The sequence below is a fragment of the Lyngbya sp. CCY1209 genome (assembly GCF_055795065.1).
The window spans coordinates 58,929-82,336 of the sequence record NZ_JAYFER010000538.1; the positions used below are offsets into that span (position 1 = coordinate 58,929).

The following is a 23,408-nucleotide window of genomic DNA, read 5'->3' on the forward strand; positions in this document are numbered from 1 at the left end:
CCGGCCCCTCTCCCAATTTTGGGAGAGGGGAGCCAATTCTTCTCTTGTTCCCCCCAAAATTGGGGGGCTAGGGGGGCTTCTGTGACTCGCCCTCACCCCCAGCCCCTCTCCCAATTTTGGGAGAGGGGAGAAAAGCCGGGTTTCTAGAGTCGTCGGTGGGATGGTGCGATCGCTTTTGCTATATAATGGTAGTGGATGTTTTAAATTGATGGTTATGGAAGCTGTAGAAGCCATTGCAATTGTCGATGCCCAAGGTAACTTGCAACTCGAACAACCCTTGAACTTGGCGGCAGAAAGTCGCGTCCGGGTGATTATCCTTTTAGAAAACGATCCCGATGACGAACCAAAATCCATCGTATTAGAGAGCTTGAAACAGGGTTGGCAAGAAGCCAAGGCGGGTCAAACCTTACCCCTTTCTGCTCTGTGGGATGAGGATGAGGAAAATGAGTGAAGATCGGTCAGTGTTTCAGATCGAACTATCACCAACGTTTGTCCGCAGAGTCCGAATCCTTCAGAAGCGATATCGGAATATTCGACGGGATATTGAGCCAGCGATCGAGCAACTTCAAGGCGGTCAAATTCTCGGGGAACAGATTCCAGGGGTTGGCTCGGCAGTATTCAAACTTCGGATCAGAAATCGGGATATACAAAAAGGAAAAAGTGGAGGATATCGACTGATATATTACCTCAAAAAAAGAGACAAAAATAATCCTGTTAACCATATATTCTAAATCCGAACAAACAGACATTACAGCAAAAGAAATTCGAGAAATTATATCGGAATAACCAAGCCACTCGCCCTCACCCCCAGCCCCTCTCCCAACTTTGGGAGAGGGGAGCAAAGCCGGGTTTTTGAGTAAGAAACCGGGTTTCTTTGAACGGTTCGGCTGGGGATGGAGAGATGTCGTAGAAACCCGGTTTCTAGAGTAGTCGGAGTGAGTCCCGCGTGATAACATAAAAGATCTACACCCGACACCCCAATTCATTATGGACTCATCTTTTGCCGTCACCATCCCCACCGCCCCGGAGGGTTACAAGTCCGGGTTCGTGGGGATTATCGGGCGCCCGAATGTCGGAAAATCCACCCTGATGAATCAGTTGGTGGGACAGAAAATCGCGATCACTTCCCCCGTCGCCCAGACGACGCGGAATCGACTGCGGGGCATTTTGACGACGCCGGACGCCCAAATTATTTTCGTCGATACGCCGGGGATTCACAAGCCCCACCACCAACTGGGAAAGGTTTTGGTTCAGAATGCTAAAGCGGCGATCGCATCGGTGGACGTGCTGCTGTTCGTGGTGGACGGTTCGGTGATGTCCGGCGGGGGCGATCGCTACATCGTGGAGTTGTTGGAAAATGCGGAAGTTCCGGTTATTTTGGGCTTGAATAAAGTTGACCAACGACCGACGGATTCGGGGGCGATAGAAGACAGTTATCGCCCCTTTGCGGAAGCCAATCATTGGGCGATCGCCAAGTTTTCTGCCCTGACGGGGGAGGGCGTGGAAGCCCTACAAAATCTGTTAATTGAAAAGCTCGATTGCGGCCCCTATTATTACCCGCCGGATCTGGTGACGGATCAGCCGGAACGGTTTATCATGGGAGAATTGATCCGGGAACAGATCCTCCTACAAACGCGGGAAGAGGTGCCCCATTCGGTGGCGATCGCGATCGATAAAGTCGTCGAAGAACCGACAATAACCCGCATTCTCGCCACCGTCAACGTCGAACGCCCCTCCCAAAAAGGGATTATTATCGGCAAGGGCGGACAGATGTTGAAAAACATTGGAAGTGCCGCCCGCCAGCAGATTCAAAAGTTGGTCGCCGGGAAGGTTTATTTGGAGTTATTCGTCCGGGTTCAACCGAAATGGCGGCAGTCCCGAACTCAGTTGGCGGAGTTGGGTTATCAGGTGGAAGAATAGTTCACCACTCCAGGCACAGAGGACTGGTCGAAACTATGGCTTTTCGACAATAATATCTGTAATGATATAATCCTCTGAAGAGGATTTGTGCTGTTAGCTTGGGAATTGATTCCCAAGCGGGTTTTCTTCTTCACCCAACAAAATCGTCTGATGGGCGATCGCACAAATGGTATTCAGAGAAACATTGCAGAAATATTGCTGTCTGAATTGTTCTTCTCGAATGGTGGAAAAAAATAAGTCCAACAAAGCCGATAATTCGGGATGGGAAGCGTCCGCGATCGCTCCCTTATCCGCCCGAATCAAAAACTGCCGTTTCGCCTCCCCATCCGTTTGATATTCGACCTGAAATCCCAGACATTTTAGACAATCGAACCCCCGCTTTAATGATACGTCTCCGATCTTCAACTTTGCCAGTAATTTTTGCCGGGTGACAGGTTGATGTGTCCGACTCAAATATTTGGCGATACCCACCAATGTTTCCCACACCTCAACCGGGGAGGGATTCGGGGGGTTAGAATAGGCGATCGCCAGTTTTTTACCCTGATTGAACGCCCGCCGAAACCAAATCCGCATTTCGTCCCAACTGGTCGGGCATTTTTTCAAAATCAGCGGTTTTTTGCCATTCTCTAAATCGAGAATATCTCGATTTTCGTTATTTCTTAAATCCATGATTTCATCAATTTGAATCGGTTCGGGAGTCGTTTCCGTCGCCCCAACTGCCGATCGCACCGCCACCAGTCGCGCCTCATACTGCTTTTGATGAGCATTGAAATCCAATTCCGCTATCACATCACAGCGGCCCCGGGGCAATTCATACTCGTAATGACCCCACCAAACCCCCGGAAACCCCGATTCACAAGACTCATCAAATAACTTAAAAGTTGTTTTAATATAGCGAACCTTCCGACCTCGAAGATCGGTTTGATTCTTGTTTTTAATATCGCCAAACCAGCAATTTTTGATTAGGAACTTTGGCACCGGATTTCCTATGCCGCAGGGTTCGAGTAATTTCAACTCTTGAAATAGATCATAGCCCAACTCGGAAACGGTACAGACAAAATCGGCGGTCATCACGGGTTCGAGGGACAGCAGCCCCCCCATCCGTTCACCCAGGAGGCGATCGATTCCTTCCGCAAATAACGGGATATTTTCCACCGGAAGACTCAACCCCGCCGCGTAGGGATGACCCCCAAATCGGTGCAATAAAGGGGCTTGGCTGCGAACCAATTCATACAGGTCGATATTATGAACCGAACGGGCAGAACCCCGTCCTAGTCCGGTTTCCGCTGCCCCCTCGGTACTCAATAAAATCGTGGGGCGTCCGTATTCCTGGGCAATTTGCCCCGCCACCAGTCCCAGCACCCCCACGGGCCATTGGGGATCGCTGAGGACGATCGCGTGAGTCGTTGATAAATCCAATTTCTGCAATTTTTTCTGCACATCCCAGAGGACATCTCGCTGCAACTCCTTGCGGCGGGTGTTGGCAAGTTCCGTTTCCAACGCCAATTGATGACACCGCTTTTCGTCCCGGCTGGTTAGTAATTCAACACAAAAACTGGCGTCGCCGTGGATGCGACTGACGGCATTAATTCGCGGCCCGATACCGAAGGAAATATCCGTGGGGCGATCGCCACTTCCCTTGCAAAATTTCAGCAGTTTTGCCACTCCCGGACGGGTGGGGGTTTTCAGTTGTTTTTGCAGGTGTTGAATCCCCAATTGTGCCAAATAGCGACAGTCCCCCCGAAGTTCCACCAAATCGGCGATCAACCCGATCGCCACCAGATCCAACAACGCCGACAACGGACGCCGGGGCACCTCCGGCAACTCAAAATATAACGCCTCCACCAACTTGTAAGCCACCGCCACCCCGGACAGGTAATAGAGGGGATGATCGGCGGGCAAATTGCGGGGATTAATGATGGCAGCGACGGGGGGACGAGTGTCGGGTAAGCTGTGGTGATCGGTGACGATGACATCAATTCCCAGGCGGTTTGCGAGTTCCAATTCCGCCAAATTGGTGCTGCCGGTGTCGCAGGTGACGATCAACGTGCACCCCCCCTCCGCCAAGGCTTCGATGCCCTTGGCGTGGAGTCCGTGGGAGTCGGTGAAGCGGTTGGGGATGGTGTAGGAAAGGGACTCGCCAAAAAACTCTCCCAAACCGTCCCACAAAACGGAAGTTGCCGTGATGCCGTCGGCGTCGAAATCTCCCCAAATGGCGACTTTTTCGAGGCGATCGCGGGCCGAAATTAAACGGGCGATCGCACGTTCCATTTCCGCCCCAAATTCCAAGGGACTCGCCGGTTGATAGCACTCCGTCTGCAAAAATCCCGCCAATTTTTCGGGGGTGGAAATTCCCCGTTCCAGCAGCAGTTGGGCGAGGTGATATCCGGACACCTGCGGGGCATGGCGTCGGATTTCGGGAATCAGCCAATCGGGTAATTCTAGGGAGGGACGAACCTGCCACATTGGGAGTCACGCAAACGTCATATTAACCTAATATAACAGAAAATCGCGATCACTCGAAACGAAAATTAGAAACCGGGTTTCTCATACAATCTCCAGTGAGAAAGAAAAAACCTTCATAGGAACCCGGTTTCTTCCCCACACCCGAGTCTAGAAACCGGGTTTATACTTACATTTTGGGTTGGGAAGGACGCACCCTCATAGAAACCCGGTTTCTTTTCTTGACTACCCGATTCGCCCGTTCAAATAATCCTCCATTCTCTTATTAGACGGATTGGTAAAAACCTCCGATGTCGATCCAAATTCCAGCAATTCACCCAGATACATGAACGCCGTATAATCCGAAAAACGCGCCGCCTGCTGCATACTGTGGGTGACGATCAAAATCGTGACGTGCTGTTTCAAGTCACTCATCAAACCCTCAATACTTGATGTTGCGATCGGATCGAGGGCAGAAGTCGGTTCATCAAATAGAATAATTTCCGGATTTCCCACTAACGCCCGGGCGATGCACAACCGCTGCTGCTGCCCCCCCGAAAGGTTGTAGGCTTGATCGTGAAGGCGATCTTTCACCTCATCCCACAACGCCGCCTCTCGCAAAGCCTGTTCGATTTTTTCATCGATCGCACTCCGTTTTTTCACCCCCCGCAACCGCAACCCATAGGCAACATTTTCATACACCGATTTCGGAAACGGATTCGGCTTTTGAAACACCATACTGATCCGCATCCGCACTTCGATGGGGTCGATCGCCTTTCCCAAAATATCAATTGAATCCAGTAAAATTTCCCCCTCGTAGCGATTTCCCGGATAGAGGTCGTGCATCCGGTTGAAGCACCGCAGCAGCGTCGTTTTGCCGCAGCCGGACGGCCCGATCAACGCCGTAACTCGCTTTTCCGGGACGACCAAATTGATATTTTTTAGGGCGTGAAAAGAATCATAGTAGAAGTTGAGATTTCTGACTTCTGCCTTGGCTATTTGGAGTGCGATCGCTTTATCTTTCATCTTGTAAAAATCGAAAGTCAATTCAAGTTATTTAACCCAACTCCCCCCTTACCAAGGGTTCTTTAACCCAACTCCCCCCTTACCAAGGGGGGCTGGGGGGGATTCTTCCGGAACATCGGATATCGATCTTTAACCCAACTCCCCCCTTCTCAAGGGTTCTTTAACCCAACTCCCCCCTTCTTAAGGGGGGCTGGGGGGGATCTCAAAAAATCACCATTTCACCCCCCGACGAAACTGATAGCGGATGTAAATCGCCACCCCATTCATCAAAATCGTCATCCCCACCAAAACCGTCCCCGCCGCCGCCGCGTTGGCGTGAAATTCCGGGTTCGGACGGGACACCCAATTGAACATTTGAATCGGCATCACCGTAAACGGTTCTCGCAACCAATCGAAGGTAAAAAAGGGAAATTCATTGGTAAAAGGAGACTCCGGTAAAAAGGCGATAAACGTCAGGGCGCCAATCGTAATCACCGGGGCTGTTTCTCCGATCGCCCGCGACAAACCGATGATAACGCCCGTCAAAATACTCCCGAACGAGTAGGGTAAAATATGATCCCAAATCATCTGCCACCGACTCGCCCCCAAGGCATAAGCCGCCTCCCGCAAGTGACTGGGAATGGCGCGAAGTGCCTCCCGAGTCGTCACGATAACCACCGGCAAAATCAGCAGCGCCAGCGTCAGCCCCGCCGATAAAATACTGCGCCCCAAATCCAACTGATAGACAAACAAACCGAGGGCAAGTAATCCGTAAATAATCGACGGAACCCCCGCCAAGTTGGTGACATTGATTTCGATGATATCGGCGATCCAGTTTTTGCGGGAATATTCTTCTAAATAAATACCCGCAGCGATGCCGAGGGGAACCGCAGCAAACGCCGTCACCAGCATCACCAAGGTCGTCCCCACCCAGGCTGATAAAATCCCGGCTTGTTCCGGTTTACGGCTGGGAAAAGAGGTGAAAAATTCCGGCGTGAGACGGGGTGCGCCTTCGATCGCCATTTGCAGCGTCAATCCCAACAAAACTAATATGGCGACGAAAATCACCATCAGCCCGACGATCATAAAGATGAGGTCGAACATTTTTCGCCGGGAAATGTCGGCGCGAATCGTTTCCAAACTTTCTGGCATTTTTTAGTAAATTTCTCGATAGTGTTTGGCGAGGAAATGCCCGATAATATTGAGGCAAAGGGTTATCAAAACCAGGGTCAAACCGGCTGCGAAAATCGTCCGATATTCCAGGGTTCCGTGGGGTAAATCGCCCAAACTAACTTGGACGATGTAGGCGGTAATTGTGGCAGCTTGTTCCGTGGGATTCCAGGTCAATTTCGGTTGCAAACCCGCCGCGATCGCCACGATCATCGTCTCTCCAACCGCCCGAGAAGCGCCTAAAATGTAGGCGGCGCTGATGCCGGAAATCGCGGCCGGAAACACCACCCGCAGTGATGTTTGTAGGCGAGTCGCCCCCATCGAATAGGAACCCTCCCGCAGTTCCACGGGAACCGATCGCATCGCATCTTCACTCACCGAACTGATGAAGGGCAGGATCATCAACCCCATCACCAACCCCGCCGACAGCATATTAAATCCCGGCAATTCGGGATAGACTTGCTGGAGTAAAGGCGTCACGAATAGCAGGGCAAAATAGCCGTAAACCACCGTCGGAATGGCTGCTAACAATTCCAGACAGGGTTTGATGACTTCCCGCAGGCGAAGGGGGGCAAATTCGCTCAAATAAATCGCCGCGATCGTCCCGAAGGGGATCGCCACCGACAGGGCGACAACCGTTGTCACCATCGTCCCCGAAACGAGGGGCAAAATCCCGTATTGCGGATCGCCGAAGAGGGGAGTCCACTCCGTCGCCGTCAAAAATTCAAAGATCGAAACTTCTTGAAAAAAGAGCACCGACTCTTCGATCAAAATAAACAGGATCGCGATCGTCGTGGCGACGGAAGAAAACGCCGCCAAAAATAACACCGCCTCGATCGCCCATTCCCGCACATTGCGAATCAATTTCGGATCGACTTTAAAAGATTTTTGAGTCGGTTTCAGGGTTTCCTTAACCATCAGATCTCAGCGCTGGGTTCCATCTCGTCAATTGATACAGAAAGAGCGATTAGGAAAATTGAGATCTAATCGCTCTCAATTTTATGGCAGGCAACAGGCAATAAGGTGAAAAAACTCCCACTGTCTGAGTTTCAGAGTTTTTCGATCTCCTCAGTATCCTGGCGACTGCTACCCAACTATCTCAATCAAAACTATAGTCCAGCCCGCAGGGGAACGCGACCGGTCTGACCTTTTTGGAACCGCTCCATCGCCATTTTGTAGTCGGCTGCGGGGAGGGGAACGTAGGCAACTTCACGGACATATTTGGGAGCATTATTGAGGTAGTATTCTACGAACGCCTTCACTTCCGGACGCTGGGCTGCTTTGGTGCTGACGTAGATGTAAATCGGCCGGGACAAGGGCTTGTAAGTGCCGTTGTTCACCGTTTGCGGGGAGGGTGCAACGCCGTCAATTTTAACGGATTTTATCCGGCCTTTATTCGCGTCGTAGTAGGCGTAACCGAAGTAACCCAAGGCGTTCTTATTGCGGGCGACCCCTTGGACTAAAACGTTGTCATCTTCGCTGGGGGTGTAGTCCGTGCGGCTGCTGTTGTTGTCCCCCAGAATTTCTTCGTTGAAATAGTCGAAGGTTCCGGAGTCCGCACCCGGGCCGAACAACGTAAATTGTTCGTTGGGCCAACTCGAACGGATGTCGCTCCATTTGGTGACATTTCCCTGGGATGATGCCTGCCACATTTTCTTGAGTTCAGCGGGACTCATGTTGTCCGCCCAGGTGTTTTGGGGGTTGACAACCACGGTGATGGCATCGTAGGCGACTGGTAATTCGATATAGCTAATTCCCGCCGCTTTGCACTGTTCCTGTTCCGAAGGTTTGATGGGTCGGGAGGCATCGGAAATGTCCGTTTCACCCGCGCAGAATTTCTTGAAACCGCCGCCGGTTCCGGAAATTCCCACGGTGACGCGAACCGAGCCATTTTGGGCTTTTTGGAATTCCTCCGCGACGGCTTCGGTGATGGGATATACCGTGCTGGAACCGTCGATTTTAATGGTGGAAGAACTTTGCGATCGCAGCGTGGGCACTGCCACGGAAAGGGCGGTTGCGACCAGAGCCGAAACCCCGGCCCAAGCCCAGCGGTTGGTAAACTGCATTCCTTTTAACAGCATAAGTCTAAATGTGGCTTAACCCTTGGTTATGATGTGGATTGCCTATCAGCTTAGGCCAGACATATCAAATCCAATTTAAGAACGGTTTAAAAGAAAGTTAACTAATCGCCATCTAATCAATCGCAACCATCAGCGTCGCCAATCTGACTCCCGGCGATCGCCCCATCCCGGAGGGCACAGCCGCATACCCCCGGCACTTGCTCCCTACATTAATAGCAGTTGTCTATCCGCTGCGATATGGTTCGATCCCCCATTATCCCCCTTAACAAGGGGGACTTGAACTCGATCTTTGTATCTCACTGACTTGAAAATTGCTGTAAGTCCGAGTTCCCCTGTGTCAGTTGGCGAACCCGCACACCCTCCCCCGCCGGAGAATGCCACCCATCCGATTTCTCGAAAGCTTCCGGGGAACCAGTTGCGAAACTTGCAGGGGATGGCAACGAAATCCCTCGACGGACCCGTACTTTAAACATATCCCCTACCGGAGCCGACATCATGGAACTCACCCTCACCGGATTCTTGCCCTCCCTGATCGCGATCGCCGTTTCCTTTCTGGCAGTTATCGTCTACACTTCTACCCAGGAAGAACTGATCAAACTCGTCATGGCGATCGTCGCCGCCGTCGGCCTGGTGTTGAGTCTCACCTTGGCTCACTGGATCGTGCTCTCCGGCCTGATTCTCCTCGTCCTCAAAGGCTGGAAGCTGTTTCCCAAAGAACTCCTCGCCTCCGATAACTAGAAACCGGGTTTCTAATACAATCTCCGGTCAGGAACGAAAAACCCTCATAGAAACCCGGTTTCTTCCTCCCCACCCGAGTCTAGAAACCGGGTTTCTATTTAGATCTAGATGGGAAAACGAAAGTCCTCCTAGAAACCCGGTTTCTTCCCCCCACGCGATCGCTCTAGAAACCCGGTTTCTATTTACATCTGGGTGGGGAACGAAAAACCCTCCTAGAAACCCGGTTTCTTCCCCACACCAATCAACTCTTGACGATCGCGCCAAAATCTGCTAAAACTCGGGCGTGATTTCGCAACAAACCCAGCAGGTTGAGGCGGTTGCGTTGCACCTTCAGATCCGAGTCCATCACCAGAACGCTGTCCGGCCCGTCGAAAAAGGCACCGACGGTGGGGGCGATTTCCGCCAAAGCCTCCACCAACTGCCGATAGTTGCGGGTTTCTCGGGCGGCTTGGGTTTTGGGAACTAAGGCTTCGAGCCCCTCGAAAAATGCCTGTTCCGAGGATTTGTCGAATAGGGACGGATTGACGACCGCGTGGGGTTTGAGTTGGGCGGTATCTAACTCCCCCTGTTTGGCGAGGCGGGTGGAACGGTTGACGGTTTCGTAAATAGTATCCAACGTGCCGTCGTCGCGAATTTCCTGCAAGAATAAAGCGCGATCGCGGACATCCAACAAGTCCTTCAATGCCCGTTCCGTGTATTCGAGATCTTCGTCGCCCAAAACGGCGTTTACCAGGTCGTAATCGATGCCTTTTTCGTCCTGCAAAAGGGTGCGAATCCGCTGCAAGAAGAACTCGTCCACATGATGCACCAGACCCAACATTGCATTGGGATTATTGTTGACAAAATCCGTCGTCAACTCCTGGATAATTTGATATAAATTCAGGGGCAGGTCGGCATCCCAAATGATGTTGACCACCGCATTCGCCGCCCGCCGCAGCGCGAAGGGATCGGAAGAACCGGTGGGCAGCATTCCCAAACCGAAAATACTCACCAGGGTATCGAGTTTGTCGGCCAAAGCGACAATTTGACTGACGATATTTCCCGGCAGACGATCGCTCGCCCCCCTGGGCAAATAATGTTCGACAATGGCGGTGGCGACGGGTTCCGGTTCCCCCCCCGCGATCGCGTATTTTTCCCCCATTATTCCTTCCAATTCGGGGAATTCGTACACCATCTGAGTCACCAGATCCGCCTTGCACAACAGGGCGGCGCGTTTGATGTGGGCGCGTTCCGGTTCGCCGACTTGAAGCTGTCCGGCGATGCGATCGGCGTTGGCGACGATGCGATTCACCTTATCCCGCACCGATCCCAAATCTTCCTGGAACGTGACATTTTCCAGTTCCGGGAGATAGCTTTCCAGGGTTTTTTTCAAATCGGTTTTGTAGAAAAATTCCCCGTCCGCCAGCCGCGCCCGGATCACCCGCTCGTTACCGGCGGCGATGATTTGAGACTTGGCGGGATCGCCGTTGGAAATGGTGATAAAATTGGCTTTCAGCGCCGGTTTGGAACCGCTTTCCAACACGGGAAAATAGCGCTGGTGCGTCACCATCACGGTTTTGCTGACTTCCGGCGGCAGCACCAAAAATTCGGGGTCGAACGTCCCCACCACGGCCGTCGGCCACTCGACCAAATTGACGACTTCATCGAGGAGATCTGCGGGAATTTCCGCCTCGCCGCCGACGCTTTTCGCCGCCGTTTTCACCCCTTTCACGATCGCACTCTGGCGCCGTTCGGGATCGACTTCCACGAAAGCACTGCGGAGACATTCGATATAATCTGTGGCAGTAGGAATGGAAACCGGGTCGGGGTGCAGGATTCGGTGTCCCTCCGAGACGCGATCGCTCGTTATCGTTTCCGAACCGTTGGCGATCGTCAGGGGCAACACTTCACCGTCCAGCAACGCCACCAGCCAGCGGATCGGACGGGGAAACCGCAGGTCCCCATCTCCCCACCGCATGAACCGTTTCCCCTCCAGCTTGTCGATCCACTGGGGGACTAATTCGGTCAAAATTTCCGCCGTGGGGCGCCCGGGAATGTGTTTGAGGACGAAGACAAAATCGCCCTTTTTGGTGGGGCGGACCTCGAGATCTTCCAAATTGACGTCTTGTTTTCTGGCGAACCCCTCGGCGGCTTTGGTGGGTTTGCCGTCCTTGAAGGCGGCGGAGGCGGGGGGGCCCTTGATTTCCTCTTGGCGATCGGGCTGTTTGTCCGGGAGTCCCGCGATCGCGATCGCCAGCCGTCGGGGTGTGGCGTAGACGTTCACCAACTCGCAGGTGAGGTACTGTTCCGACAGGGTGGCGGGGACGAGGGCCTGCCACTGGGCGATCGCGCTTCCGACAAAGGTGGCGGGCAGTTCTTCTGTACCGACTTCGAGTAAAAAGCTAGGCATGGGAGACGATCCAGGTTGGGCAGACTTCAGACAAATTATTACTCTACCACAGGATTGGAGTGCGGGGAAGAATTGATAATTGATAATTGACCGCGGACAATCGATCGTTTAATTTTCCTTTCCCGACTCCCGCACCCGACTCACCACAAGATCATATACCCGTCCCATTTTTATCGAAACACATTTTCTCTGCATTTCCTCACCATCCCAATATTTGGATTCCCCAAAATTTGCCGCATTTTACATTATAAAAAAAATTCCGTCACCGCTGGGGCGGATCGTTCGTTGACATCGGCAAAGGCCGCATCCGACTCAACTTGTCCGCCGCCCAGCGAGCCGTCTCCCGCACCTCCGGCTCCGGATCGTCGATCGCCCGCTGTAAAATTTGGCTGGTCTGGTACATCAGATCGTAAATTCGCGTCAGATCCCGGATCGCATTCTGCCGCACTTCCGGGTTTTCATCCTGTAGCGAGAAGATCAGCGCCCGACTCATCGGCTTGAGAGTCCGCGTGCCGATTTCCGACAGGGACCCCAAAATCATGCTCCGCTGCTTCGAGTCCGACGTGAACAGCAAATTCACCAAGGGCTCGATCGCCCGCGAGTCCCCATCTTGGGCTAATTCCCAGATCGCCTTGCTGCGGCTGGCCGGGTCGGGATATTGTAGCTGTAAAATCAGTTGCTCGACCCGATCCGGGATCGGCTGGGGGGGAGGGGGCTGGGGTGTGATAGGTGCGCTGTCGCCGATAGGTGCGCTGTCGCCGATAGGTGCGCTGTCTCGGATAGGTGCGCTGTCGCGGATCGCGGGTTGGGGTCGCTCCGCCGCTTCGGGAGGCGGAACCCGGACATTTCGGGTGCCATTTTTTTCGGCTTCGGGATGGGGTTCCTCGGCCGGAATTTGCAGGAGGGGGGCAGTTTCAGGTTCCTCGTCCGGCTCGGAGGGAAACGGGTTGGCGGCGGGTGGAGGATCTGGGGACAGAGAAATGAGAGGTTCGTCGGGCGCGACTTCTTCAGTTTCCTCGCCTTCTTCTTCCTCCAAGTGGGGGGGGTGCAGGAGTCGCATCAGGATGAAGACAGCCCCGGCGGTGACGATGATCCCTCCGATCGCCAAAAGAAACAGCGCTTTGGGAAACCGGGACGGGGGTTTTTCTTCGGCCGGTTCGGAATCGTCCTGGGCTAAAAGTAAGACATCCGGAGGGGTCGGGGCGATGTCGGGCGATCGCCATTCTACCATCGGGGAGGCTTCCCGCAACGGGGGAAGCGCCACACTTCGGCCCGGGCTGGCGGAGAGTCCCAGTCCGGTCAAACTCGTCAATAGCAATAAAGTCAGGCGATCGGGAGCCATGAAACTCAAGTGGGGTGATAACGGAGGGCAAGGTGACAGAATTGGGTCGCCCATTTCATTCGGTCTGCTCCATCCTAACTGCTCTTTCCTCTGTTAGAGTGAAATCCGAACGTCAACCGACAAGATGCACCGACGATCGCATCAATGGCGAATCTTTGACTCTTCAATCCTATCAGTCAATGGGCTTAAGTTCGGCGGGGACACCGCAAAAGTTTATCGCCGCCGAAATGGTGGGCGACGCCGGAGAAGCGGGGGAACGGCGGGTTTGGGACGGAATCTGCGCGGCCTTCGCCGATCGCGACTGTCTGGCCTATTGGCGCTATCCGATTTTCTCAACAGTGGGGGACTTCCGCAAAGAACCCGACGTGCTGATCGCCGACACCCAATTGGGTTTGGTCGCCATCGAGGTCAAATCCGTCGCCATCGACCAGATCCGGGGCATTTCCGGCCACTGGTGGGAGTTTTGCCACTTTTATACCGCCCGCGGCAACCCCTATCAACAGGCCGAAACCCATTTGTTCGCCCTGTTGGACTACTGCGATCGCGAAACGACTCTCAAGGGCAACGTCCCGAGTCGCGCTTTGGTGGCGCTACCGAAAATCGCCCGGGCCCAATGGCGCGATCGCGGGTTCGACCGCCTCCCGAGTTCTCCCCCCATCCTATTTGCCGACGATCTCGACGATCCCCATACCATTCTCCGGCAAATCGAAGCGATCCCCTCCCTCACCCCCGGCCGGCCGCTCTCGGGCGATCGCTGGAAACAGTTGCTCGGCGTCATCGGCGGGACATCCCTATTTCGCCCCCCCAGTCGTCGCTTTTTTGTGAATCCAGAAACCCCCACCCGAGGCGCGATCGTCGCCCGAATGCGGGAACATTTAGCCAAATTTGACCTCGAACAGGAACACCTCGCCAAACGCATCCCCCCCGGGCCGCAGCGGATTCGGGGGGTAGCCGGGTCGGGCAAGACGGTGCTGCTGTGCCAAAAAGCCGCCCATATGCACCTCAAACACCCCGATTGGACGATCGCCCTGGTATTTTTCAGCCGTACCCTCCGCGATCCCATCATTGACCATTTAGACCGCTGGCTGCGACGGTTCAGTTGCGATCGCGTCCAATACGACCCCGACTCGCCCAATTTAAGAGTATTCCACGCCTGGGGGAGCCGCGACCAACCCGGACTCTACCGGCTCCTGTGCGAAACGGCCGGGGTGCGATCGTTGAGTGCCGACGAAGCCGGAGGCCAAACGCCCCAGGACAACCTCGCCCGCGCCTGCTCCCACTTGCTGCAAACCGCCCCGGTTCCCGATATCTTCGACGCCCTCCTGATCGACGAAGCCCAGGATCTCGTCGCCGACGAAGCCCTCAAATTCCGGGACAAACAGCCCTTTTTCTGGATGGCCTACCAATCCCTACGCCCCGTTTCCCAGCGGGATCGCCGCCTGATTTGGGCCTACGACGAACTGCAAGCCCTGCAGTGCCTCACCGTCCCCACGGCGGACGAACTGTTTGGAGACGAGTTGGGACAGATGGTGGCGGGTTTTTATCCCGACGGACTCCCGAAAACCATTGTCCTGCGCCGGGGCTACCGCACCCCCGCTCCGGTCCTCACCGTCGCCCATGCGATCGCATTCGGACTGCTGCACCGGGGGGGAGCCCTCACCCAGATCCGCTCCCCTGGGGATTGGCGATCCTTGGGTTATGATGTGAAAACCGATGTTACCTCTTCTCAAACTCCCTTTCGTCCCGGCCAACAGGTGACGATCGCGCCGCACCCCCCCCCCAACCAGACCCCCCCCATCCCCTGCCGCAATGGTGGGAACGCTCTGCGATCGAATTTGAAACCTATGCCTCGCGATCGGAGGAACTCGCGGCCCTGGCCGATCGCCTCGTTTACAATCTCAGGGTCGATGGGTTGCGCCCCAGCCGGGAACTGCTCGTCATTATTTTGGGGACGGGTTCCGCCGCCGGGCAGTTGGAAGCGCAAGTCGCCCATTTTCTCATCGGGCAAGGTCTAGATATTTTCATTCCCGGCCAGCCCGAGTGCAACTGCTTGCCGCGGGAACGCCGGACACCCCGGAGCGATCGCTTTTGGTGCGAAGGCGGCATCACCCTCTCCCGCATCCACCAAGCCAAAGGCCAGGAAGCCGATCTGGTGTATCTGGTGGGCCTCGATCGCTTGGCGGCTTCTGTGGAGAGCGTCACCGTGCGCCATCAGTTATTTATCGCTCTAACCCGCACCCGGGGCTGGGTTCGCCTGAGCGGCATCGGCAACTTCCCCTTTTACGGCGAACTGTGGCGCACGATCCGACATCGAGATTCCCTGACATTTCGGGTGGGATCGTTTCCCGGACGTCAGATCGGCTTGAATGCGGCGGACGAATTGCGGCGGCGATACGGGCGGGGACACCGCAACTTTCGGGGGATCGACTTGGCCGGGGCGCAACTGGCCGGACACTGCCTCCGCGACGCGAATCTGGTGGCGGCGAACTTGCAAGGGGCGGATTTGACAGCGGCGAATTTGGACGACGCCCGACTGGCGGCGGCCAATTTGAGCCGCGCCACCCTCGACCGGGCCAAGCTGCGAAAAGCGAGTCTGGCGGGGGCGATCTTGTCCGGGGCGACCCTGGCGGGGGCCGATTTGAGCCGCGCCGACCTCCGGGATGCGGACCTGCGGCGGGCCGACCTGACGGATGCCATTTTGAGGGGTTCCCAGATAATGGGAGCGGACTTGAGTCATGCTAATCTAAAAGGAGCGAATCTTCTGGATGCTGATTTGAGCGAAACCGGGCTGATTGGAACCCATCTCAAAACCGCCGTCATGCCCGACGGCGAAATTCACCCCTAAACCGTTCACACCCCACGGGACTCTGCCTTTCCACTCTCAAGTCTAGATGATATGGGAGTCGCTTAATCCGTCAATTCCGACTGTCGCGATCGCCGCCAAACCCCGATTTTAACCCTCGAATTGACCACGGTGCCGACCTTCAAAGCGGACGGACGATGTGTGACAATCGACGGTCGCCTCGAATGGGATTCGATCCCCAATTTGAATTGGATTTAATCAACGAAAAGCAACGCAGATGAGCGGAAATATCAGGGTTGAAATGCTTCATACCGATTTCAGCATGGGGAGGGTGAACCGGAGCAACATGGAAGCCCCCGAGGACAGATTGGAACTGCCCGGTTATCAGATTCTCGATTTGATTTACGACGGGTCGAGAACGTTAGTTTACCGGGGAATTCGGCTGCGCGATCGCCGACCCGTGGCGATCAAATGTCTGCGCGATCGCTACCCCACCGCCGCCGACCTCGACAAGTTTCGCCGCCAATACACGATCGCCCGCTCCCTCGACATACCGGGGATCGTCGATGTCCTCGGCTTGGAACCCCACGGCAACGGGCTGGCCCTGGTCATGGCCGACGACGGCTCCGGGTCCCTGGCCCAATTCCTGCGCGATCGCCCCCTCGACCTGCCCACCTTTTTCACCGTCGCCCGACAAATCGTTCAGATCCTCGAAGACCTGCACCGCCACCGCATCGTCCACCGCGATATCAAACCCCAAAATCTCCTCATCGACCCCGGCACCCTTTCGATCAAATTAATTGATTTCAGCATTTCGATTCAGTTATCGGACGGGGATGTTGTCGCCCTCAATGCCGCCCCGGCCCTGGAAGGGACGCCCGCCTACATCGCCCCGGAACAGACCGGACGCACCAACCGGCGCGTCGATACCCGCACCGACTTCTATTCCCTGGGCGTGACATTTTATCAACTGCTGACCGGACGCCTCCCCTTTGAATCCGCCGACCCGATGGAGTTGGTCCATGCCCACCTCGCCCAGATGCCCCCGCCGCCCCGGCAACTCAACCCCGAGATCCCCCCACCCCTCGGCGACCTGATCCTGAAATTGATGGCTAAAAACCCCGAAGATCGCTATCAGAGAGCCCGGGAAATTCGGGTCGATCTCGATCGCCTCCGACGGTTGACCCGAACCCCCGATGCCGGACTTTCCCAACCGAACCTGATCGCCCTCCCCCTGGCCCTTGGAACTCGCATCTACGGGCGCGATCGCGAATTGCGGCAGCTCAAAGCCCTCCTGCCCAAAGCCCGGGAGCGATCGCGTCTTGGCGTGGTGGCAGGCGTTTCCGGGATCGGCAAAACTGCCTTGATTCGAGAGCTGACCCGCACCGTTCTCGCCGACGGGGGCACCTGCGCGGGGAGCCAATTTGAAGCCGGCTCCAATTCTCCCCCCCTCGGCCCCTGGCGGCACGTCTGGCGCCAACTCCATCCAGCCACTTCCCCATCCGAACCGGAGCCGTCTCCCGGGCTGTTGGGGGAACAGATCGGGCGGGCGCTGCAACGGGCCTGGGAGATGGACCGCACCCGGCCCGCGATCGTGTTCCTCGACGACATCCAGCGGGCTGACCCCGAGTCCCTGCACCTGTTGCGGGTTGTGTTGGAGCGCGTCCCCCGGGGCTTGTTGGTGCTGTTGGCGCTCCAGGATGACGAGGTGGAACCGGGCCATCCGGCGCCGGCCCTGCGGTTGGATTTGCGAGCCGACCGCGTTCCCACCCACACCTTCCACCTGTCCCCCCTGGATTTGGGGACCCTCGACACCTGGATCGCCGACCTCTTCGGCGAGTCCGCCGACGCCGCCCCCGGGGAGATCGCCCCCCTCACCAAACAAGTCCACCTGCAAACGGGGGGCAACCCCCTGGCGGTGACGCGCCTGCTGAGTGTCTGCGCGGAGTTGGGGATCGTCCGCTCCGAACCCGGGGGCGGTTGGACTGGCGACCTGGACCGGGTGCGATCGCTCTCCGTGGAGTTGGGGGGACACGAAGCCCTCGCCCCCCGGATGCAGGCCGCGATCGCTAACCAACTGCGACGGCTCACTCCCGCCGCCCAAATGGCCTTGCAACGGGCCGCCGGTTTGGGAACCCCATGGAAACTTGACATTTTGTCAAAAATATGCTATATGCCCGAGGCGGAAATGGAAGCGATCCTCGACGAAGCGATCGCCGCCAACTTGATCGGTTTGTGCCCGGGGGAAAATTCCCCCGAACCCGCCTATCGGTTCCTGCACGACCGCATCCGGGCCGCCGCCTACGACCTGATCCCCCCGGAACGGCGGGCCGCCATCCACTTGGAAATCGGGCGCCAACTCGACACCGGGAAGGGAGGGGGAGGGGGACGGGACATCTTCGCTGTCGTCAACCAATTGAATTTGGGGATCGGATTGATTTCGGAACCGTCGGAACGCGATCGCCTGGCCCGACTCAACCTGATCGCCGGACGGCAGGCCGCGGCCGCCGAAGCCCACACCACCGCCATCGGACACCTGATGATCGGCATGGGTCTGTTGGGAGAAAATGGTTGGGCGCGACAGTACGACCTCGCCCTGGCCCTGTACGGCGAAGGGGTGCGGGTAGCCTACCGGACCGGAGACGGGGAACAGATGGCACGATGGCGCGATCGCATCCTGGCCAATGCCCGCACCCCGGCCGATGAGCTCGCCGTCTGGGAAGTCCGAGTGCAAACCGAACTCGCCGCCGACCCCGACCGGGCGATCGAAACCGCCCTCGACCTCTGCCGCTCCCTCGGCTTCGACCTGCCCCGCCACCCCGCCCCGGAGCGGCTCCAAGACCCCCGAAAACGCCTGGAAATCCATTTCAGCGATGGGGACATCGCCCCGACAGGTGAAAACCGGGCCGTCTCGCGCCTGCTGTCCCTGATTTGGCGGGCGACTCTGGAGCGGGCCCCCGAACTGTCCCGGCTCATCGCCCAGGAACTGGTCGGTGGGTTGGCGCCGGAGGATTGTCGCGCCTTCGCCTACGCCGCCGCCGGCTTCCTGTCGGCCCGGGACGGCGACCTCGATCGCGCCGAAATCTGCGTCCGGCGGGGACTGGAATGGCTCCCCCGGCTGACCTTCGAGCCCGTGCGGGATCTGACCCTGAAACTGATCCACGAGGGGATTCGACCCCGTATCGAGCCCCTCGACGAATTGCGGGAGTCCTTTCCGTGGGGATGGCGGTCGAGTCGGCTGGCGTACCTGGCCGGGGACGAACTCGGCGAACTCGGTTCCTCCGAAATTGTTCGCATTTTCCAAGGTCAGGTTGACCGAGAAACGGAGCCGCGGCGGGAGGAAAGGGAATCGCCCTTCGATGGGGTTCTCGATCGCCTGATGGTCTGCTATTTGTTCGGGGAGGATACCGAGGCATTCCGCCACGCCGAAGCCGCGATCGCCCGCCAAAATGGCGCGATTTCTGCCTTCTCATCCGCCCTATTTTATGCCTACGATTCCCTGGCGCGGCTGGCGATGTATCCGCGAGTTGAAGTGTCCCGGAAACCGGAAATTCTGCGTCGGGTCGGGGAAAATCAGGAGATTCTCAAACGGTGGGGCGATCGCGTGCCGGAGAATTATCGCCATCTATTCGAGTTGGTGGAAGCGGAGCGGTATCGCATTTTGGGCGATCGCTTGGCGGCGATGGAAGCCTACGATTTGGTGGCGAAAATTGCCCGCCAATATCGCCACCGCCGGGAGGAAGGGGTGGCGAACGAACGGGCTGCGTTATTTTATTTGGATTGGGGGCGGGATAAAATTGCCCGCACCTATCTGATCGAGGCCTATTACAGTTACGCCCGCTGGGGGGCGACGGCAAAAATTCGCCAGTTGGAAACGCTTTATCCCAAGCTGCTGGCGCCGATTTTATCCCGCAGCGATCGCTCTCCCCAGGGGGCGACCGAAACGATCATTTCCGACAGTACGGGGGCAGACGTCCTGGATTTATCGACGACGATTCGCGCTTCCCAGGCTCTCTCCGGGGAAATTGACCTGAAGAAATTGTTGACCCAATTGATGCGGGTGCTTTTGGAGACGGCGGGGGCGCAAAAATGCTGCATTATTTTGGCAAATTCGACTTCGGGAATGGCGCGGGCCGAACACTTGGCGATCGAAGGAATTGCCGTGTGTGAGAATTGCGGCGACGGGGAAAAAGCGACCGTCCGGGTGTTGTCGGTTTTGGAGTCGATCGACTTCGCCGCCAGCGAAGATTTATCCCGGGCGATCGTGCGGGCGGCGATCGCGACGGGACAACCCGCCATTTTGGCCAATGCCAGCCGGGAACTCCGGGAGCAAAAAGAGGCTTATTTGCAACTCAAAAAAGTGCTTTCTGTGCTGTGTATGCCGATCCGTAACCGGGGCAAGTTGGTGGGGATTTTATATTTGGAAAATAACTTGACTTCTGGTGCCTTTACCCCCGAACGGTTGGAAATTTTAAATGTTTTGTTTTCCCAGGCTGCCATCTCCATTCGCAACGCCCAACTGTACTCGAAGATCCGGGAAGGGGAAGCGCGGATGACCCAGTTTTTGGAAGGGATGCCCGTCGGGGTAGCCGTAGTGAATGCGGGGGGGAACATTCAATATGTGAACCAAAAGGCGAAACAGTTGCTTGACCGGGATTTGCAACCCGGAGGATTTTGTTTGGAACTCGCCGGAATGTTGCAAATGCACTGTAATTTTACCTCCGAAACATCTCCGTCGGTTCAGTCTTTAAATGGGGAACGGGCGACCACCTACACCTTGGAGATCGAACTGGACGATCGCACGATTCCCGTCGAAAGTTGGGTGACTCCCCACTACGACGGGCGGGGAAATTTGGTTTATGCCATTATCGCGTTTCAAGATATCACCGAACGGCAAAACCGGGAAATCGCCCTCCGAGAAGCGGAGGAACGGTATCGGAGTATTTTTGAAAATGCCCTGGACGGTTTATTTCAAACCAGCCCGGAGGGTAAATTTTTGAGGGCAAATCCCGCGATCGCCCGCATTTTGGGCTACGATTCCCCGGCGGATTTGATTCAAAATATCGACAATATTTCCGGGCAAGTTTACGTCGATCCCGGCGACCGCAAAAATTTTGAGACCTCGATCCTAGAACGGGGGGAAGTCTCCAATTTTGAATGTCAAGTTTATCGAAAAGACGGCGAAAAAATCTGGGTCGCAGAAACGGCGCGAGCCGTCCGAGACGAGGGGGGAAATTTGCTCTATTACGAAGGGTTTTTGGAGGAAATTACAGAACGCAAGAAAGCCGAGGCGGAACGGTTGAAATTGCTGGATGAACTGTCCCAACTCAACCGAAATTTGGACAAAGCCCTGGACGCGGAATTTGAACTCACCGACGCGGCGGGGCGGTTCGTCCCCCACGAATTTCTGTCCTGTTTGGGCTACGAAAGTTTGGTGGAAGTTCAGTTGGGGACAGCCGTGCAAAAAGAAATGTCGATTCTCTTTTCCGATATCCGGGATTTTACCAGTTTGTCTGAGGGGATGACGCCGGAAGATAGCTTCAAGTTTATCAATGCCTTTTTCAGCCGCATGGAACCGGCAATTTTGGAGAATTACGGATTTATCGACAAATATATCGGCGACGCCATCATGGCATTATTCGGCGAAAAACCTGACCACGCCGTTCAAGCCGCCATCTCGATGCTGAGGCACTTGGGCGAGTACAATTTGACCCGCAGCCGGCCCGGACGGCGGCCGATTCGCGTCGGTATCGGCATCCACACCGGCAATTTGATGCTGGGGACGGTGGGGGGTCGAAATCGGATGGACAGCACGGTGATCGGAGATGCGGTGAATTTGGCTTCTCGCATCGAAAGTTTGACCAAAAATTACGGGATTTCTTTATTGATTACGCACCAGACGTTGATGGGGTTGGACGACCCCAATGACTATGGGTTTCGGATCGTCGATCGCGTGCGGGTGAAAGGAAAAACCGACGCCGTGACGGTGTACGAAATCTTCGACCCCGACCCGCCGGAATTGAAACTGAAAAAGTTGGAAACTAAAGTGCTATTCGAGCATTCTTTATTCCTGTACTATCTCAACCGCTATTTGGAAGCCAAACAGGGATTTCAGGATTGTCTGTGCCAAAATCCCGGCGATCGCGTGGCGAGGATTTATCTGAATCGCTGCTGGGAACAGATGCGTTGATGAGGCGGAGGGAATCGGGAATGGGTGATTTTTCATTTTTCATTTTTCATTTTCCCCACACCCCAGCGCCCCGGACCCTATCAAGACGATTTGGGTTTCCAAAATGCGAAAATAATCGAGGGGTAAATATCCAAATAGCGCACCACCAAAATGTGGAGGACGACGTTCCAAATCGCCATGCAGGTGGCGGTGGCGATCGCGGCGCCGAGGATGCCCAAAAACGGGATCGCGATCGCGTTCAAAATCAAATTAGCCAGGGCGCTGCATCCGAAAATGAAGGCGGACTGATCCTGGTGTCCGGTCAACACCATCAAGTATCCCACCGATCCGCTCCCCACATTCACCAACTGCCCCAAAATCAACACCGTCATCGGCCACCGTCCGGCGACGAACTCCGGCCCGAACAGCCCCAGAATGGCCGGGGCGAACCCGATCAGGGCGATCGCCAAAATTAAAGAGGGCCAGAAAATCCAGTGAGCCACCGTCGCCACCAAAGATTGTAACCCGCCGCGATCGCTCTGGGTGTAGAGGGTGGCAAAAGCCGGAGCCGCCACGGTATTGACCGCTTGGAGGACGAAACTCGACCAGAGGGCGGTTTTGGCGGCGACGCTGTAGATCCCGACGGCCTCCGGCCCGACCATCGAGCCGAGCATGAGAATGTCGGTTGGGTTGAGGACGATCAAAAACACCCCCTGCAACAGCAGCGGCAGGGCGACTCGCAGCCACTCCCGGAGGCGGTAAACGGGGGGTGCGGGGGGAAATTCTCCCACGAACGTCCGCCGCAGCCAGACCAGTTGGACGCCGATCGCGATCGCCAGGGTGAGGAGGGAGAGTTGCTCGACGGCGACGGCGGTGAGGGGGACCCCCGCGGCGGCGAGCCCCAACGTCCCGACCGCCACCAGAAACGGCCACAGGAGGCGGAAGGGGACGTAGGCGAGGGCGACCTTTTGGACGGCCCGGGCCATTTCCGATTGCAGTTGGGCGATCGCGAACAGCGGCACCATCCACACCCCGACTTGCAGGGGGACGGAATCGATCCAAGTGTCGGCATCGAATCTCCCCAAAGTCACCGCCACCAGCAGGGAGATCGACACCCCGACACCCGTGCAGAGCCGCCAACTGCCCCGAATCAACCCCGCCAGGTGTCCCCACTGCCCCGTCACCCGATATTGGGAGATCAACCGCAAAACCGCCGTCGGGAAACCCAACTGGGCGAGAACGGAGAGCAACAGGGTGAAGGCGAGGACGAACTCTTGACTTCTCCCCGGTCTAAAGACGCGGGGATTCTTAAGCCGTCCAAAACTGAACTCTTAAAGGCATAGTCAATG

General features: G+C 56.0%; 13 protein-coding genes and 1 pseudogene. 6 read left to right on the top strand and 8 right to left on the bottom strand.

The window, feature by feature from the left end:
• Positions 1-214: 214 nt before the first annotated feature.
• Positions 215-451, top strand: a complete 237-nt coding sequence (locus AC0QHF_RS18040; RefSeq protein ID WP_324705621.1) for a type II toxin-antitoxin system RelN family antitoxin — start codon at positions 215-217, stop codon at positions 449-451.
• A 536-nt stretch (positions 452-987) separates the two neighbouring features.
• A complete protein-coding gene (gene era / locus AC0QHF_RS18045) occupies positions 988-1,920 on the top strand; it encodes a GTPase Era (RefSeq protein ID WP_324705622.1) in 933 nt (310 codons plus the stop codon).
• Between the two features lie 93 nt (positions 1,921-2,013).
• Here era and recJ read toward each other — a convergent pair whose 3' ends face one another.
• The 5 genes from recJ to AC0QHF_RS18070 all read right to left on the bottom strand — a co-directional run bounded on the left by recJ (position 2,014) and on the right by AC0QHF_RS18070 (position 8,618).
• Positions 2,014-4,386, bottom strand: a complete 2,373-nt coding sequence (recJ, locus tag AC0QHF_RS18050; RefSeq protein WP_324705623.1) for a single-stranded-DNA-specific exonuclease RecJ — start codon at positions 4,384-4,386, stop codon at positions 2,014-2,016.
• 222 nt (positions 4,387-4,608) lie between these two features.
• Complete coding sequence (pstB, locus tag AC0QHF_RS18055; protein ID WP_324705635.1) at positions 4,609-5,388, bottom strand: phosphate ABC transporter ATP-binding protein PstB; 780 nt, start codon at positions 5,386-5,388, stop codon at positions 4,609-4,611.
• A gap of 210 nt (positions 5,389-5,598) precedes the next feature.
• Positions 5,599-6,519 carry a phosphate ABC transporter permease PstA gene (gene pstA, locus AC0QHF_RS18060; RefSeq protein ID WP_324705624.1) on the bottom strand — a complete coding sequence of 307 codons (921 nt, stop codon included), beginning with the start codon at positions 6,517-6,519 and terminating at the stop codon, positions 5,599-5,601.
• A gap of 3 nt (positions 6,520-6,522) precedes the next feature.
• Entirely contained in the window at positions 6,523-7,455 is a 933-nt protein-coding gene (pstC, locus tag AC0QHF_RS18065) for a phosphate ABC transporter permease subunit PstC (RefSeq protein WP_324705625.1), read from the bottom strand.
• A gap of 191 nt (positions 7,456-7,646) precedes the next feature.
• Positions 7,647-8,618 (bottom strand): PstS family phosphate ABC transporter substrate-binding protein, encoded by a 972-nt coding sequence (locus AC0QHF_RS18070; protein WP_324705626.1) that lies wholly within the window; start codon positions 8,616-8,618, stop codon positions 7,647-7,649.
• A 495-nt stretch (positions 8,619-9,113) separates the two neighbouring features.
• Here AC0QHF_RS18070 and AC0QHF_RS18075 point away from each other — a divergent pair, with 495 nt between their 5' ends.
• Positions 9,114-9,356, top strand: coding sequence for a hypothetical protein (locus tag AC0QHF_RS18075; RefSeq protein WP_324705627.1), 243 nt, complete (start codon positions 9,114-9,116; stop codon positions 9,354-9,356).
• Between the two features lie 241 nt (positions 9,357-9,597).
• Here AC0QHF_RS18075 and glyS read toward each other — a convergent pair whose 3' ends face one another.
• Together glyS and AC0QHF_RS18085 are read right to left on the bottom strand one after the other, a co-directional pair.
• Positions 9,598-11,745, bottom strand: a complete 2,148-nt coding sequence (glyS, locus tag AC0QHF_RS18080; protein ID WP_324705628.1) for a glycine--tRNA ligase subunit beta — start codon at positions 11,743-11,745, stop codon at positions 9,598-9,600.
• Positions 11,746-12,007: 262 nt separating this feature from the next.
• Complete coding sequence (locus AC0QHF_RS18085; RefSeq protein ID WP_324705629.1) at positions 12,008-13,087, bottom strand: HEAT repeat domain-containing protein; 1,080 nt, start codon at positions 13,085-13,087, stop codon at positions 12,008-12,010.
• 98 nt (positions 13,088-13,185) lie between these two features.
• Between AC0QHF_RS18085 and AC0QHF_RS18090 the strand changes: the two genes are divergently transcribed.
• The 3 genes from AC0QHF_RS18090 to AC0QHF_RS18100 all read left to right on the top strand — a co-directional run bounded on the left by AC0QHF_RS18090 (position 13,186) and on the right by AC0QHF_RS18100 (position 22,080).
• Positions 13,186-15,102 (top strand): DEAD/DEAH box helicase, encoded by a 1,917-nt coding sequence (locus AC0QHF_RS18090; protein WP_324705630.1) that lies wholly within the window; start codon positions 13,186-13,188, stop codon positions 15,100-15,102.
• Positions 15,000-15,932 carry a pentapeptide repeat-containing protein gene (locus tag AC0QHF_RS18095; RefSeq protein ID WP_324705631.1) on the top strand — a complete coding sequence of 311 codons (933 nt, stop codon included), beginning with the start codon at positions 15,000-15,002 and terminating at the stop codon, positions 15,930-15,932. The genes AC0QHF_RS18090 and AC0QHF_RS18095 overlap by 103 nt, the downstream gene beginning before the upstream one ends.
• Positions 15,933-16,191: 259 nt before the next feature.
• Positions 16,192-22,080: a protein kinase domain-containing protein gene (locus AC0QHF_RS18100; protein ID WP_324705632.1), complete on the top strand. Its 5,889-nt coding sequence runs from the start codon at positions 16,192-16,194 to the stop codon at positions 22,078-22,080.
• 80 nt (positions 22,081-22,160) lie between these two features.
• Here the strand turns inward: AC0QHF_RS18100 and AC0QHF_RS18105 are convergent.
• Positions 22,161-23,318: pseudogene (locus tag AC0QHF_RS18105) on the bottom strand (oligosaccharide flippase family protein); the annotation flags it as partial.
• Positions 23,319-23,408: the final 90 nt, after the last annotated feature.

What these genes read in the sequence shown, in the direction of transcription:
- AC0QHF_RS18075 (WP_324705627.1), top strand. Translation starts at nt 9,114, where the DNA reads ATGGAACTCACCCTCACCGGATTCTTGCCCTCCCTGATCGCGATCGCC.
- pstC (WP_324705625.1), bottom strand. Translation starts at nt 7,455, where the DNA reads ATGGTTAAGGAAACCCTGAAACCGACTCAAAAATCTTTTAAAGTCGAT.
- AC0QHF_RS18040 (WP_324705621.1), top strand. Translation starts at nt 215, where the DNA reads ATGGAAGCTGTAGAAGCCATTGCAATTGTCGATGCCCAAGGTAACTTG.
- pstA (WP_324705624.1), bottom strand. Translation starts at nt 6,519, where the DNA reads ATGCCAGAAAGTTTGGAAACGATTCGCGCCGACATTTCCCGGCGAAAA.
- AC0QHF_RS18085 (WP_324705629.1), bottom strand. Translation starts at nt 13,087, where the DNA reads ATGGCTCCCGATCGCCTGACTTTATTGCTATTGACGAGTTTGACCGGA.
- recJ (WP_324705623.1), bottom strand. Translation starts at nt 4,386, where the DNA reads ATGTGGCAGGTTCGTCCCTCCCTAGAATTACCCGATTGGCTGATTCCC.
- pstB (WP_324705635.1), bottom strand. Translation starts at nt 5,388, where the DNA reads ATGAAAGATAAAGCGATCGCACTCCAAATAGCCAAGGCAGAAGTCAGA.
- era (WP_324705622.1), top strand. Translation starts at nt 988, where the DNA reads ATGGACTCATCTTTTGCCGTCACCATCCCCACCGCCCCGGAGGGTTAC.
- glyS (WP_324705628.1), bottom strand. Translation starts at nt 11,745, where the DNA reads ATGCCTAGCTTTTTACTCGAAGTCGGTACAGAAGAACTGCCCGCCACC.
- AC0QHF_RS18100 (WP_324705632.1), top strand. Translation starts at nt 16,192, where the DNA reads ATGCTTCATACCGATTTCAGCATGGGGAGGGTGAACCGGAGCAACATG.
- AC0QHF_RS18070 (WP_324705626.1), bottom strand. Translation starts at nt 8,618, where the DNA reads ATGCTGTTAAAAGGAATGCAGTTTACCAACCGCTGGGCTTGGGCCGGG.